This is a genomic window from Vreelandella piezotolerans (genome assembly GCF_012427705.1).
Lineage (GTDB): Bacteria > Pseudomonadota > Gammaproteobacteria > Pseudomonadales > Halomonadaceae > Vreelandella > Vreelandella piezotolerans.
Genome location: NZ_CP048602.1, coordinates 2,183,513 through 2,198,459, shown reverse-complemented (window position 1 = coordinate 2,198,459; position 14,947 = coordinate 2,183,513). Strand labels below are relative to the sequence as shown.

Genomic DNA, 14,947 nt, shown 5'->3' with positions numbered 1-14,947 from the left:
GTTCGGCTCCTATTCGCTGGGGGCAAAGTCTAGTAGCACATCGCCCTGGCCGACGGTATCGCCTGCTTGGAAGTGGAACGTCTCGACGCTGCCATCGGCGGGAGCGGTCATGGTGTGCTCCATTTTCATAGCCTCCATCACCATCAGCGGCATGCCTTTCTCTACGGATACACCGGGTTCCACCAGCAGTGCCACTACGGTGCCGTGCATGGGGGCGGTGAGGGTGGATTCCGTTTCGTGGTGCCCGTGATCGATGGCATCGATGCGTCGCCAGAACAGGCGGGTTTCGCCGCTAGGTTCGGCCATTACGACGACGTGGTCGTCTTTGCGCGCCTGCAAACGACGGCGGTGGCCGTCGAGCGTGACGGCGACGGCGTCGCCGTCGAGCGGTTGTAGACTGGCGCTCAGCGTACTGTCGCCAATGGTGAGCTGCCACTGAGCCTCCAGGGGCGCGCGCTTTCCTTCGACGACCACGACGGTAGGGTCGCTATCCGGCGCTTGGGCGCTCGACGGGTCACACAGTGCGATGCGGATGGTATGCGGCGCGTTGAGCCGGAAGCCGTCGTGGCGGTCCCAGGGGGAGCCGCTTTCGCACTCTTGGGCGAGCTGGTGCAGGCCAATCAGCGCAGCGCTGGCGTAATCTTCCGTCGAGAACCGTCGCGGAGCAAACAGGGTGGCTTCGTTGCGTTCGATGAATCGCGTATCCAGCTCGACGTTCTTGAAGCCCGGGTGGTTGGCCAAGCGCTGCAGGAAGGCGCGATTGGTCACCACACCCTGCACGTCCAGGGCGGCCAGCGCGCGATTGAGCGTTGCCAGCGCCGCGTCGCGGTCCACGCCGTGAACGATGAGCTTGGCGAGCATAGGGTCGTAGTGCATCGAAACCGTATCGCCGCTCTCTACGCCGCTGTCTAGGCGTACTTGATCCGCGCCTAGCCCGGCACCTTCCAAGTCCAGCGCAAAGCGGCTCAGCAGACCGGTGGCGGGTAGGAAATCCTGCTCCGGGTCTTCGGCGTAAAGGCGCGCTTCGAAACTGTGGCCGGTAATGGTTAACTCCTCTTGCCGGCAGGGCAGCGGCTCGCCCATGGCGACTCTTAGCTGCCACTCCACCAGGTCTTGGCCGGTAATCATTTCTGTCACCGGGTGTTCGACCTGTAGGCGGGTGTTCATCTCCATGAAGTAGAATGAGCCGTCGGCGTCTAGCAGGAATTCCACCGTGCCCGCGCCCACGTAGCCAATCTCTTTGGCGGCGCGAACGGCGGCGTCGCCCATGGCGGCGCGCAGTTCAGGCGTCATGCCCGGGGCGGGCGCTTCCTCGATCACTTTTTGATGGCGGCGCTGCACGCTGCAGTCCCGCTCGAAGAGGTAGACGCCGTTGCCGTAGCGGTCGCAGAACACTTGTACTTCCACATGGCGAGGCTGTACCAGATACTTTTCGATCAGCATGCGGTCATCGCCAAACGCGGCTTTCGATTCCCGGCGGCAGCCATCCAGCGCCGCTTTGAAGCCCTCGCCGCTTTCGACGACGCGCATGCCTTTACCACCGCCACCGGCACTGGCTTTGAGCATCACCGGATAGCCGATCTTATCGGCCTCGGAACGCAGTAGTGCATCGTCCTGGTCGTCGCCATGGTAGCCGGGCACCAGCGGCACGCCCGCATTCGCCATGCGCGCTTTGGCGGCAGATTTGTCGCCCATGGCGGCAATCGCAGAAGCGGGCGGGCCGACGAAGGTAATGCCCGCTTGTTCCAACGCTTTGACGAAGGTGCCGTTCTCGGAGAGGAAGCCGTAGCCCGGGTGAATGGCGCCGGTACCGGTGCGTTGGGCGGCCTCAATCACCGCGTCAACGTTCAGATAGCTTTCCCGGGCGGCGGCAGGGCCGAGGCGCACGGCTTCATCAGCGTCACGCACGTGGCGGGCGCTGGCGTCCGCATCGGAGTAAACGGCGACGGTCTTCAAGCCCATACGCCGGGCGGTACGCATCACGCGGCAGGCGATTTCGCCGCGGTTAGCCACCAGCAGCGTGTCGAATTTGGTTGGGGTCAACGTCATGAGCGTGGCTCCGCAGCGTGTTTGTGTTCTTCGGGGGACGTCCAGGCGGGGCGGCGCTTGTCGAAAAAGCTGGCGAGGCCCTCTTGGCCCTCGTCGCTCACTCGCAGCTTGGCAATCACCTGGCAGGTGTGCTCACGGGTGGCGTCGCTATCCGGTGCTTGAGCCACGGCGGCCAGCAGCGCTTTCGTTGCCCGCTGCGCTTGGGGAGAGCCCTGCAGCAGCGTGTCGATCATCGCGTCCACGGCGCTATCCAAGGCGTCGGGGTCTACCACTTGGTGGGCTAACCCCAGGGCGAGCGCAGTGGGGGCATCCATGATTTCCGCGCTCAGCGCGTAGCGGCGCGCCTGGCGCGGGCCAAGCGCGCGTTGCACGTAGGGGCTGATCACCGCTGGCGACAGGCCAATCTTGACCTCCGAGAGGCAGAACTTGGCCTTGTTGGACGCGATGACGATATCGCAGCAGGCGGCCAAGCCCACCGCACCGCCAAACGCCGCCCCCTGTACGCGGCAAACGGTCGGGCAGGGCAGCGTGTCGAGCCCGTGCATCAGCGCCGACAGCTTGCGGGAGTCGGCGAGGTTATCTTCCAGGTCGTAATCGACCATGCGCTTCATCCAATTCAGATCAGCGCCTGCGGAGAAGCTTTTGCCTTCGGAACCGAGCACCATCACCCGAACGTCACCTGAGCTTGCCAAGTCATGCAGCTTTTCCAGGTGTGCGTTGAGTTCGGCAATCAGGCTGTCGTCAAAGGCGTTATGCACCTCTGGGCGGTTTAAGGTGAGCCGCGCCACGCCTGCTTCGATGAGTAAGGTCGAGTAAGCCATGTGTGCGCCCCTTACATCCGGAACACGCCGAAGCGTGTCTCTTTGACTTCCGCATTCATCGCAGCGGCCAGTGACAGCCCCAGCACGTCGCGGGTTTGTAGCGGATCGATCACGCCGTCATCCCACAGGCGGGCGCTGGCGTAGTACGGGTGGCCCTGGTGCTCGTACTGGTCACGGGTAGGCTTCTTGAAGGCCTCTTCATCCTCTTTGCTCCACTCACGGCCTTCGCGCTCGTACTGCTCGCGTTTTACTTGGGAAAGTACCCCCGCCGCCTGTTCGCCACCCATCACCGAAATACGTGCGTTGGGCCACATGAACAGCAGATTGGGGTCATAGGCTCGGCCACACATGCCGTAGTTCCCGGCACCGAAGCTGCCACCAATCAACACGGTGTATTTCGGCACGTTGGCGCAGGCCACGGCGGTGACGAGCTTGGCACCGTGCTTGGCGATGCCTTCGTGCTCGTACTTGGAGCCGACCATGAAGCCGGTGATGTTTTGCAGGAAGACCAGAGGGATCTTGCGCTGAGCGCACAGCTCGATGAAGTGCGCGCCTTTCACGGCGCTTTCCGAAAACAGCACGCCGTTATTGGCCACGATACCGACCGGGTAGCCGTGGATGTGGGCAAAACCGGTTACTAGCGTGTCGCCGTAGTAGCGTTTGAACTCGTCAAAGTCGGAGCCATCGACGATGCGGCCGATGACTTCGCGCACGTCGTAAGGCTTTTTCAGATCGGTGCCGACGATGCCGTAAAGTTCGGACGGGTCGAGCTTCGGCGGCCTGGGTGGCTGCATGGCCAGCTGGCCGCGTTTTTGCCAGTTCAGCCGCGACACGCAGGCGCGGGCGAGTTGCAGCGCATGGGCGTCGTTTTCGGCGTAGTGGTCGGCTACGCCGCTCACTTTGGCGTGAACGTCCGCCCCGCCCAGGTCTTCTGCACTAATGCTCTCGCCCGTGGCGGCTTTCACCAGCGGCGGGCCGCCCAGGAAAATCGTTCCCTGCTCTTTGACGATGATCGACTCATCCGCCATGGCAGGTACATACGCACCGCCAGCGGTACAGGAACCCATGACCACGGCAATTTGCGGGATGCCTTCGGCGGACATCGTGGCCTGATTGTAGAAAATGCGCCCGAAGTGGTCGCGGTCGGGGAAGACTTCGTCTTGGCGGGGCAGAAAGGCACCGCCAGAATCGACCAGATAGATACACGGCAGGCGGTGCTTGCGGGCGATCTCTTGCGCGCGCAGGTGTTTTTTGACCGTCAGAGGAAAGTAGGTGCCGCCTTTCACGGTGGCGTCGTTGGCCACGATGACGCATTCGACCCCCGAGACGCGGCCAATGCCGGTCACCACGCCAGCGGCCGGCACATCGTCGTCGTAAACGTGGTGGGCGGCCAGCGCAGAAAATTCCAAAAACGGCGAGCCTTCGTCAATCAAGTGGTCGATGCGATCACGTACGAACAGCTTGCCACGGCTCTCATGGCGGGCACGCGCCTTCTCACCGCCGCCTTGCGCAATGGCGGCGGTGAGATCGCGCAGTTGGTGGACTTCGCCGCGCATGGCGGCGTCGTTGGCTTGAAACGCATCGCTGCGCGGGTTGATCTGTGTCGAGAGTGTGCTCATAGCCCGGCCCCGGTTATTATTGTTAAAGACTTTCGCTAAACAGTTCGCGGCCAATCAGCATCCGACGGATTTCGCTCGTACCAGCGCCAATCTCATACAGCTTCGCGTCGCGCAGCAGGCGGCCGGTGGGGTACTCGTTGATATATCCATTGCCGCCCAGTAGCTGAATGGCGTCCAGCGCGACCTGGGTGGCTTTTTCAGCACAGTAAAGAATGACGCCAGCGGCATCCTTGCGTGAGGTTTGCCCACGGTCGCAGGCGGCGGCGACGGTGTATAAATACGCCCGGCAGGCGTTTAGGGTGGTGTACATGTCGGCCACTTTGCCCTGTACCAGCTGGAACTCACCGATAGACTGGTTGAACTGCTTACGCTCATGGATGTAGGGAATGACCACGTCCATGGCAGCCTGCATGATGCCGATGGGGCCTGCCGCCAGTACGGCACGCTCGTAATCCAAGCCGCTCATCAAGACACGAACGCCTTTGCCGACTTCACCTAGCACGTTTTCGGCGGGCACGCGGCAATCTTGGAAGACCAGCTCGCAGGTGTTGGAGCCCCTCATACCCAGCTTGTCGAGTTTCTGGGCAGTCGAGAAGCCCGGCATCCCTTTTTCGATGATGAAGGCCGTAATCCCTTTGGAGCCGGCATCCGGATCGGTTTTGGCGTAGACCACCAGCACGTCGGCATCCGGTCCGTTGGTGATCCACATTTTGTTGCCGTTGAGCACGTAGTGGTCGCCATCTTCTTTGGCGCGAAGCTGCATGGACACCACGTCGGAACCGGCACCCGGCTCTGACATGGCCAGCGCACCCACATGGTCACCGCTGATCAGCTTGGGCAGGTATTTGGCTTTCTGTTCGGCCGAGGCGTTGATCTTGAGTTGGTTGACGCACAGGTTGGAGTGCGCGCCATAAGAGAGGGCCACCGAGGCGCTGGCGCGGGAGATCTCTTCCATGGCAATGCAGTGGGCTAGATAACCCATGCCGCTGCCGCCATCCTCTTCCGGTACCGTAATGCCCAGTAGCCCCATATCTCCGAACTTCTTCCACAAATCGCTTGGAAATTCGTTGTTCTGATCGATCTCCGCGGCGCGAGGAGCGATTTCGCTGGCGGCAAAGGCGTTGACCTGCTCACGCAGCATGTTGAGCTCGTCGTCGAGGCCGAAATTGAGTTCTGTATAGTGGGAAAACATGGTCAATCACCTTGTCGTTGATTGTTAATGGTCGATGGTTAGCAGGTCGTTGGTTTGCGCGTTGCGTTTGCCGTCATTTCGAGGTGGCCGGATGCTTCTCGTTGAGCTCTTCCAGGGCCTGTCGGCAGCGGATCTCCGCACTCTCGAGCTCTAGCTGCACCATCGTGATGTCTTTCATCTGCTGCTCTAGCGCCGCTTTACGCTCGCTGATCTTACTCAGCATCAGGTGCAACTGTTTTTCACTGCCGCTGCGGGTTTCGTCCCACAGTTCGAACAGCTCACGAATCTCTGCCAGCGAGAACCCCAGCCGTTTGCCGCGAAGCGTCAGCTTCAGCCGTACACGATCTTTGCTGCTGTAGATGCGTGTCTGGCCGCGGCGGGTGGGGTGCAGCAACTCTTGATCTTCGTAAAAGCGAATGCTGCGCGTGGTGACATCGAATTCACTGGCTAGCTCGCTGATCGAGTAGGTCTTGCTCATGATCGTTATTCTCGTCGATAGGGGAATGTCCCTATGGAACACTGACCATGAGGCTAAAACAAGTTTACGTTAACGTAAAGCTGACCTTGGCAGCGGGTGCGTCGCGTTGAATTTTTATAAGTTGTTGTAAAATAATAAATATAGTGTTTTATTTGAATGCGCCAGCATGGTGCGTAGACCAAAGTTGTAATTGTAATACCCACTGAGAGGTTGCTAGTTTGCAGCTACACTTTACGTTCAGGTAAGGATGCGTTGCTGGCTAACGAGTTTCGCTTCCCACCGTACAAGAACAACAAGAGGCGTATTACCTCATGCGTGCAGACGAAGTGACCAAGGGGCCAGTGCTCGAAACACGAGGGCTGACCAAGGAGTTTCGCGGCTTCACCGCCGTGGATAACGTTAACCTGCAAGTGCAGGAAGGGCATATCCACGCGTTGATTGGCCCTAATGGGGCAGGAAAAACCACGGTGTTCAACCTGCTCACCAAGTTTCTCCCCCCTACAAGGGGTGACATTCTCTATCGCGGCCAATCCATCACTAGCAAAAAATCCAACGAAATCGCCCAGCTGGGCTTGGTACGTTCGTTTCAAATTTCGGCGGTGTTTGCCCATATGACCGCGCTAGAAAACGTTCGTGTGGCGCTTCAGCGCCAGCTGGGCACCTCCTTCCATTTCTGGAAATCGGAAAAGTCGCTGGATCACCTCAACGACCGCGCTCTGGCGCTGCTCGATGAAGTAGGCTTGCGCGAATACGCCGATACGCTCACCGTCGAAATGCCCTACGGCCGCAAACGCGCGCTGGAAGTAGCGACGACGTTGGCCCTGGACCCCAGCATGATGCTGCTGGACGAACCCACTCAGGGGATGGGCGCCGAAGACGTCGATCGCATCGTGGCACTGATCAAGCGAGTCTCCCAAGGCCGTACGGTGCTGATGGTCGAGCACAACTTGAGCGTGGTCAGCCGGCTGTGTGATCGCATTACCGTGCTGGCGCGGGGGGCGGTGTTGGCAGAGGGCGACTACGACAGCGTGTCGCGTAACCCCTTGGTGCGTGAAGCCTATATGGGCAGCGAAGCAGCAGAGGAGGCGACTGCATGAACACCGCTGAAGCTCTCGACTATCAAGATGCGCCCGACAATCAAAGCTTGGAAATGCTGCGCGTGCAGGACCTGCACGCCTTCTACGGCGAGTCGCACATTTTGCACGGCGTGAATTTTGACGTGAAGCGGGGTGAGCTGGTCACTTTGCTGGGCCGCAACGGTGCAGGGCGTAGTACCACGCTCAAAGCGATCATGAACATGGTGGGTCGACGCACGGGGTCGATCGTCATCAATGGCAACGAAACGCTACGCATGAAGCCGCACCACATCCCTCGGTTAGGCATTGGCTACTGCCCGGAAGAGCGCGGCATTTTCGCAAGCTTGGACGTGCATGAAAACCTGCTTCTACCGCCCACCGTGCGTTCCGGCGGTATGAGCCTAGACGAAATTTACGCCATGTTCCCCAATCTCTATGAGCGCCGTAGAAGCCAGGGCACGCGGCTCTCAGGCGGCGAGCAGCAGATGCTGGCCATGGCACGTATTCTGCGTACCGGCGCACGTTTGCTACTGCTCGATGAGATCACCGAGGGGTTGGCCCCGGTCATCGTGCAGAAGCTGGGCGAGGTACTGGTGCAGTTGAAGGAGCGCGGTATGACCATCGTGCTGGTCGAGCAGAACTTCCGCTTTGCCGCGCCGCTGGCCGATCGCCACTTCGTGATGGACCACGGTCAAATCGTCGAAGAGATCACGGCAGAGCAGTTGCCGTCACGGCGGGAACACTTGAACAGCATGCTGGGGGTATGAATCGCACACTATCTAAACGGTAAGTACGGCCTTAAAAACAACAAACGCAGTACAGATGCTCCACACATCAACGCTTTAGAACGTCCGCATCATAAAAACAAAGGCCCTCGGGGCCAGGAGACGAACATGACCTTTATGAAAAAAACGCTGGCCGCCAGCATCGCCGTTGCCGCTGCCTCTAGCATGGCGATTTCGACCGCTCACGCCGAGATCAGCGATGGCGAGGTACGTATTGGCTATTTGGCCGATATGTCCGGCACCTATCGCGATCTGGCAGGCCCAGGCGGTCAAACCGCCATGGAAATGGCGGTGGCCGATTTTGGCGGTAGCGTGAACGGCTCGCCCATCGTGGTGTTCAGTGCCGATGACCGTAACAGCGCCGACGTAGGGGCCAACACCGTGCGCGAGTGGATCGATCAGCGCAACGTCGATATGGTCGGTGGCCTGGTGGCCTCATCGGTTTCCATTGCCGTGACCAAGGTGCTGGAAGAGAACGACGGTCTGGGTATCGTCTCTGGCTCGGCAGCATCCAGTATTACCAATGAACACTGCACCCCGAACCACATTCATTGGGTATACGACACCTATCCGCTGGCCAACGGTACGGCAAAAGCCGTCGTCGAACAGGGCGGCGATAGCTGGTTCCTACTGACCGCTGACTACGCCTTCGGTCATGCGCTGGAAGCCGACGTGACCAGCGTGGTCGAGGCCAACGGCGGCGAAATCGTCGGTGGCGTGCGTCATCCGTTCCCCACCAGTGATTTCTCCTCCTATATTCTTCAGGCACAAGGTTCTGGCGCGAAAATCGTGGGTCTCGCCAACGCCGGAGCCGACACGGTCAACGCCATTACCACCGCCAGCCAGTTCGGCTTGACCCAAAGCGGCCAGCAGCTTGCGGGCCTGCTGATTTTCTTGAACGACGTGCACGCGCTGGGCCTGGAGGCCACCCAAGGTCTGCTGCTGACCACCGGTTGGTACTGGGATATGGATGACGAGGCGCGCGCGTGGTCCGAGCGTTACTTTGAAGAGACCGGACGCATGCCCACCATGGTGCAAGCTGGTATTTACTCCAGCACCATGCACTACCTGAAAGCCGTGGAAGCCGCAGGGACAGATGACCCCGAAACCGTGCGCGCCAAAATGGCCGAAGAGCCGATCAACGACTTCTTCGCCCGTAACGGCAGCATCCGTGAAGATGGCCGCATGATCCATGACATGTACCTCGCTCAAGTCAAAACGCCGGAAGAGTCCACCGGCGAATGGGATCTTTACGAAATCCTGAGCACTATCCCTGCCGCAGAAGCCTACCGTCCGCTATCAGAAAGTCAGTGCTCGCTGGTGCAAAACTGAGGGGCTAAACGCCGCGAGTCAGGGTGTTGGTCGCCTTGGCTCGCCGCCAAGCAAGCCGTAACGGCGTAATGAAAAGGCGTTATTCACTATAAATGCGCTGGGGCGGCCCGCTGGGCTGCCCGCTTAGCGGCGAGGAGAGTCATACCATGACGATGATATTCGGCGTGCCAATGGCCGTGTTCATGGGCCAGCTAACGCTTGGGCTCGTGAACGGTGCCTTTTACGCACTGCTTAGTTTGGGCCTGGCGGTCATCTTCGGCCTACTGAAGATCGTCAACTTTGCCCACGGGGCGCAGTACATGCTGGGAGCCTTCGCCGCGCTGCTGGGCTTTCGCTACCTGGGCATCAACTATTGGCTAGCACTGATTTTGGTTCCGCTGGTGGTGGGCGGTTTTGGCATGCTGATGGAGCGTTTTCTGCTGCGTCGCATTGCTCACCTGGACCACCTTTACGGACTACTGCTGACCTTCGGATTAGCGCTGATTTTCGAAGGCACGCTGATCAACTTTTTCGGCGTTTCTGGAGCGCGTTACGCCACCCCCGAGATTCTGCAGGGCGGCCTGAACCTGGGCTTCATGTTCCTGCCGACCTACCGCGCATGGGTATTGGTAGCGGCGCTTGCTATGTGTCTTTTCACCTGGTTCATGATCGAGCGTACCCGTTTGGGCGCTTACCTGCGGGCGGGTACCGAAAACTCCCAGCTCATGCAGGCGTTTGGCGTGAACGTACCGCTGCTGATTACGTTGACCTACGGGTTCGGGGTTGGGCTTGCCGCCTTTGCAGGCGTGCTGGCGGCACCGCTGTACCCGGTGTCGCCCACCATGGGATCTAGCCTGCTGATCGTGGTGTTTGCCGTGGTGGTGATTGGCGGTATGGGCTCGATCTTAGGCGCTATTTTGACGGGGTTGGGTATGGGGATCATCGAAGGGCTGACCAAGGTGTACTACCCCGAAGCCTCTAACACCGTGATCTTTTTGGTCATGATCTTGGTGCTCATGTTACGCCCCGCTGGGCTGTTTGGTAAGGAGGCTTAACCATGACAACCACGTCTTCCTCTTCATCTTCGGCCACGTCGCTGCCCTCGGCAGTGCAGGAGCGCCAGCGGCGCGCCAAACTCCGCCGCAACATGTTTTATCTGGCGCTGTTGGTAGTGGGGTTGGTTGCGCCCTTCGTAGCGTACCCGGTCTTTTTGATGAAGATTCTCTGTTTTGCGCTGTTTGCTTGCGCGTTTAACCTGCTGTTGGGCTATGCCGGGCTGCTCTCGTTTGGCCATGCGGCCTTCTTGGCGACCGGTGGCTATGTGACGGGCTATCTACTGGCCAGCTATCCAAGTCTCACGCCCGAACTGGGTATTCTCGCAGGCATGGCGATGGCGACGCTGCTGGGGGCGCTGTTTGGCGTGCTCTCCATTCGCCGCCAGGGCATCTACTTCGCCATGGTAACGCTGGCGCTCGCACAGCTGATGTTCTTCGTGTTCGTGCAGTCGTCGTTCACCGGTGGGGAAGATGGCCTGCACGGTGTGCCGAGAGGGCATCTGTTCGGGATGCTCGACCTGAGCAGTAACCTCGCCATGTACTACTTCGTGTTTGCAGTTTTCGTGTTTGGCTTTGCCGTCATTCAGCGCGCCGTTCACTCCCCCTTTGGGCAAGTTCTGAAAGCCATTCGTGAAAACGAGCCGCGTGCCGTGTCGCTGGGCTATAACGTGGATGCCTACAAGCTGTTGGCATTCGTGCTCTCGGCCGCGCTCGCGGGTTTGGCGGGTTCCACCAAGACCGTGGTGTTCCAGTTGGCCTCGCTCACTGATGCCCACTGGCATATGTCGGGCGAAGTCATTTTGATGACGCTGCTGGGCGGCGTCGGCACGCTGCTCGGTCCTCTAATGGGAGCGGGGCTGGTGGTCAGCTTACAGCACCTGCTGGCGCAGTCGCCGCTAGGTAACTGGGTGAGTGTGATTCTCGGCATCATCTTCGTGATATGCGTACTCAGCTTCCGTAGCGGCATCGTTGGCGAGCTGGCCAAGATGTACCGCAAGAACTTCAAATGATCGATTCCCGTTAACCGCGTCTGTCCGTGGATTGGGTGCCTTTGGGCACCCTTTTTTCTGCCTGATCGGAAGCGTTGGTCACCTTCTACGCCAAAGGTATTGGGGGATTGGGTTGCGCCGCACAAGCTAAAAATATAAGTTAACGTAAACGTCAACATTACCAATAATGACAACACCCGTGTGTGACTGTCCCACTGCCTCAAAAGGGCGCAGGCCACCCACGCGCTGTGGAGATACGCCATGAATTTCGAGCTAAGTGAAGACCAGGTCGCCTTTTCCGATATGGCCCGAGCGTTCGCTCAGAACGAGCTAGAGCCCCACGCCGCCGAATGGGACGCAGAATCTTTTTTCCCCGTCGATGTGATTCGTAAAGCAGGGGAGTTGGGCTTTTGCTCGCTCTACGCCCCGGAAAGCGTCGGTGGGCTGGGACTTTCACGGCTGGATGCCAGCATCATTTTCGAGCAGCTCTCGATGGGCTGCACTTCCACTACCGCATACCTCACCATCCATAACATGGTGACCTGGATGCTGGCCGATTTCGGCACGCGGGAGGCCGTGGCGCAGTGGGGCGAAAAGCTGGCGACGGGGGAGCTATTGGGCTCCTACTGTCTGACCGAGCCCAATTCAGGGTCCGATGCAGCATCCCTCAAAACCACCGCAAAGCGCGATGGCGAACACTATGTGTTGAACGGCAGCAAGATGTTCATCTCCGGGGCGGGCAGCACCGACTTCCTGGTGGTGATGGCGCGGACCGGCGGTGAAGGCCCTGGCGGCGTTTCCGCCTTTGCGGTGGATGCCAAGAGCGAGGGCATCAGCTACGGCCGTAAAGAAGACAAGATGGGTTGGAATAGCCAGCCCACCCGTATGATTACCTTCGAAGACGTGCGCGTCCCCGCTAACCACCTGCTGGGTAACGAAGGTGACGGTTTCAAAATCGCCATGAAGGGGCTGGACGGCGGGCGTATTAACATTGCCACCTGTTCCATCGGCACGGCCCAGCAGGCGTTGAATAAAGCCCGCGAGTACATGCTCGAGCGCAAGCAGTTCGGCAAGCGTTTGGCCGATTTTCAGGCCCTGCAGTTTCGCCTGGCCGATATGGTCACCGAGCTCGTCGCCGCACGTCAGCTAGTGCGCATGGCCGCCACCAAGCTGGATGCGGGTCACCCGGATGCCACCACTTATTGCGCCATGGCCAAACGCTTCGCGACGGACGTGGGCTTCAAAGTATGCGATGAAGCGCTACAGCTCTACGGTGGCAATGGCTACATCAAGGAGTACCCAGTGGAGCGCTACGTGCGCGATACCCGCGTACACCGTATTCTGGAAGGCACCAACGAAATCATGCGGCTGATCATTTCCCGCCGCGTACTGGCCGACGGTGCCGCCGAGCTATAGTCGCCGGGGCACTTGCCACCGAGCCCCTTTCATAACAAGGACAAACGATGAGTTGCGTACTGTTTGAAGAGCACACCACCCAAGATGGCCATGTGATTGGCGAGATCACCTTGAACGCCGAGCGCTCGCTCAACGCGCTGACGTTGGACATGATCGAAGAGATCCTGCCGCGCCTGAGTCAGTGGCAATCTGACGATCGGGTCGTGGCCGTGCTGCTGGATAGCGCCGGTGAAAAAGCCTTCTGCGCCGGTGGCGATGTGGTCAATCTCTACAAAGCCATTCAAGGCGAGGGGGCCGCTGACTTCCCCGAGCGCTTCTTCGAGAACGAATACCGTCTGGATTATCAGCTCCATACGTTTCCCAAACCGGTGATTTGCTGGGGCAACGGCATCGTGATGGGCGGCGGCATGGGGTTACTCAGCGGCAGCAGCCACCGCATCGTCACCGAAACCTCGCGGCTGGCCATGCCGGAAGTCACCATTGGGCTGTACCCCGACGTGGGGGCGAGCTGGTTCCTCAACCGTTTGCCGGGCGGTGCCGGGCGGTTTTTGGCGATGACCGGCGGGCAAATCAACGCACCGGACGCGGTTCATTTAGGCCTGGCCGATCGCGCCATTGCCAGCCACCAACGTGGCGCATTGGCTGAAAAGCTGTTGGCCGCTAACTGGGGCGAGGGTGCAGAGACCGACGCCCACGGCGTGGTGAACCGCGTGCTACGCGAGCTTGAGCAAGCCTCCCAAAACGTCTTTGCGGAGATGGAAGCGCCGGTTTACAAGTCTGCTTCCATGATTCGTGAGCTAATGGACCACGACACCGTCGAGCAGATGGTCGAGGCCGTATTGGCCGTTCGGACCGACGACCAGTGGTTCAGCAAAGCGCAAAAAACTTTGGCCCACGGCAGTCCCGTGTCGGTCAAACTGATCCACGAGCAGCTCAGCCGCGCCAAACACATGTCGTTGGCGGAAGTCTTCCAATTCGAGCTGGCGCTTTCGGTGCAGTGCTGCCGCCACCGAGAGTTCCCCGAAGGGGTGCGCGCGCTGCTGGTGGATAAAGACGGTCAGCCAAGCTGGACCTATCCGGATGTGGCCTCGGTCGAACCTACTTTCATCGACGAGTTGCTGGCATCGCCTTGGGATACCAACCCGCTGGCAGACTTGGCATAACGTACCCTCATGCACCGCACATGACACGCTAACAAGGACAAAAAGATGACTACCGTTGCGTTTATTGGATTAGGCAATATGGGCGGCCCCATGGCCGCCAATCTGGCGAAAGCAGGCTTTACCGTGCGGGCCTTCGATCTCTCCGCTCAGGCGCTGGAGACCGCCCAATCGCAAGGCTGCGACGTTGCCGCCACCGCCACAGAGGCCGCTACCGACGCCGATTTCATCATCTCCATGCTACCCGCAGGCAAGCACGTGCGGGGGCTTTACGTAGACGGCGACGCGCCGCTGTTCGACGTCATCAAACCCAGTGCCTTGGTGATCGATTGCTCTACCATTGACGCCGACACCGCCCGCCAAGTCGCCGCCGCCGGAGCAGAAAAGGGCATTGGTTTTATGGATGCGCCGGTCTCCGGTGGGGTAGGCGGTGCCCAAGCGGGCACGCTGACGTTTATCGTCGGTGGCTCGGAAGAGCAGTTCGCCCAGGCGCAGCCGGTGCTGCAAGCCATGGGTAAAAACATCTTCCACGCGGGCAACCACGGCGCGGGGCAGGTCGCCAAAGTGTGCAACAACATGCTGCTGTCGATTCTGATGGCAGGTACCTGCGAAGCGATCAACATGGGCGTCAAAAATGGCCTCGACCCCGCCGTGCTTTCGGAAATCATGAAGCAAAGCTCCGGCGGCAACTGGGCACTAAACGTCTACAATCCTTATCCAGGGGTAATGGAAAACGCACCCGCCTCGAAAGGCTACCAAGGCGGTTTCCAGGTCGACCTGATGATCAAAGACCTGGGCCTTGCCATGGATGTCAGCCAGCAGAGCGCTTCCCCGGTGCCCATGGGCTCCGCCGCTCGCTCGCTGTTCACCCTGCACAAGGCAGGAGGCAACGGCAAACTCGACTTCTCCAGCCTGCTCAAGTTGTATCAAGATAAGAGTGAGTAGTGAGTGGTAAACCGTGAGGCGATGGCGTAGCGCGGGATAACGAGCAGCGCC

The 14,947-nt window shown here is 59.7% G+C and carries 13 protein-coding genes; 8 read left to right on the top strand and 5 right to left on the bottom strand.

Going from position 1 to position 14,947, the window contains the following annotated elements; genetic code table 11:
- Nucleotides 1–9: 9 nt before the first annotated feature.
- From GYM47_RS10110 to GYM47_RS10090, 5 genes are all read right to left on the bottom strand, one after another.
- The gene (locus GYM47_RS10110) at nt 10–2,049 is read right to left on the bottom strand and encodes an acetyl/propionyl/methylcrotonyl-CoA carboxylase subunit alpha (RefSeq protein ID WP_153843689.1); all 2,040 of its coding nucleotides are present in this window, start codon (nt 2,047–2,049) and stop codon (nt 10–12) included.
- Nucleotides 2,046–2,870, bottom strand: a complete 825-nt coding sequence (locus GYM47_RS10105; RefSeq protein WP_153843690.1) for an enoyl-CoA hydratase/isomerase family protein — start codon at nt 2,868–2,870, stop codon at nt 2,046–2,048. Before GYM47_RS10105 ends, GYM47_RS10110 begins: the two co-directional genes overlap by 4 nt.
- Nucleotides 2,871–2,881: 11 nt before the next feature.
- Entirely contained in the window at nt 2,882–4,489 is a 1,608-nt protein-coding gene (locus GYM47_RS10100) for a carboxyl transferase domain-containing protein (protein WP_139527308.1), read from the bottom strand.
- A gap of 22 nt (nt 4,490–4,511) precedes the next feature.
- Nucleotides 4,512–5,681: an isovaleryl-CoA dehydrogenase gene (locus GYM47_RS10095; RefSeq protein ID WP_153843691.1), complete on the bottom strand. Its 1,170-nt coding sequence runs from the start codon at nt 5,679–5,681 to the stop codon at nt 4,512–4,514.
- A 73-nt stretch (nt 5,682–5,754) separates the two neighbouring features.
- The gene (locus GYM47_RS10090; RefSeq protein ID WP_139527310.1) at nt 5,755–6,159 is read right to left on the bottom strand and encodes a MerR family transcriptional regulator; all 405 of its coding nucleotides are present in this window, start codon (nt 6,157–6,159) and stop codon (nt 5,755–5,757) included.
- A 311-nt stretch (nt 6,160–6,470) separates the two neighbouring features.
- Here GYM47_RS10090 and GYM47_RS10085 point away from each other — a divergent pair, with 311 nt between their 5' ends.
- The 8 genes from GYM47_RS10085 (at nt 6,471) to mmsB (ending at nt 14,896) form a co-directional block, all read left to right on the top strand.
- Nucleotides 6,471–7,256 (top strand): ABC transporter ATP-binding protein, encoded by a 786-nt coding sequence (locus GYM47_RS10085; protein ID WP_153843692.1) that lies wholly within the window; start codon nt 6,471–6,473, stop codon nt 7,254–7,256.
- Entirely contained in the window at nt 7,253–8,002 is a 750-nt protein-coding gene (locus GYM47_RS10080) for an ABC transporter ATP-binding protein (RefSeq protein ID WP_139527312.1), read from the top strand. The genes GYM47_RS10085 and GYM47_RS10080 overlap by 4 nt, the downstream gene beginning before the upstream one ends.
- A gap of 126 nt (nt 8,003–8,128) precedes the next feature.
- Nucleotides 8,129–9,352, top strand: a complete 1,224-nt coding sequence (locus GYM47_RS10075) for an ABC transporter substrate-binding protein (protein ID WP_153843693.1) — start codon at nt 8,129–8,131, stop codon at nt 9,350–9,352.
- A gap of 146 nt (nt 9,353–9,498) precedes the next feature.
- A complete protein-coding gene (locus tag GYM47_RS10070; protein WP_139527314.1) occupies nt 9,499–10,386 on the top strand; it encodes a branched-chain amino acid ABC transporter permease in 888 nt (295 codons plus the stop codon).
- Between the two features lie 2 nt (nt 10,387–10,388).
- On the top strand, nt 10,389–11,396 hold the full coding sequence (locus GYM47_RS10065) for a branched-chain amino acid ABC transporter permease (protein ID WP_153843694.1): 1,008 nt from the start codon (nt 10,389–10,391) through the stop codon (nt 11,394–11,396).
- A gap of 240 nt (nt 11,397–11,636) precedes the next feature.
- On the top strand, nt 11,637–12,791 hold the full coding sequence (locus GYM47_RS10060; RefSeq protein ID WP_153843695.1) for an acyl-CoA dehydrogenase family protein: 1,155 nt from the start codon (nt 11,637–11,639) through the stop codon (nt 12,789–12,791).
- 47 nt (nt 12,792–12,838) lie between these two features.
- A complete protein-coding gene (locus GYM47_RS10055; protein WP_153843696.1) occupies nt 12,839–13,954 on the top strand; it encodes an enoyl-CoA hydratase/isomerase family protein in 1,116 nt (371 codons plus the stop codon).
- Nucleotides 13,955–13,999: 45 nt separating this feature from the next.
- A complete protein-coding gene (gene mmsB, locus GYM47_RS10050; protein WP_153843697.1) occupies nt 14,000–14,896 on the top strand; it encodes a 3-hydroxyisobutyrate dehydrogenase in 897 nt (298 codons plus the stop codon).
- Nucleotides 14,897–14,947 lie beyond the last annotated feature (51 nt).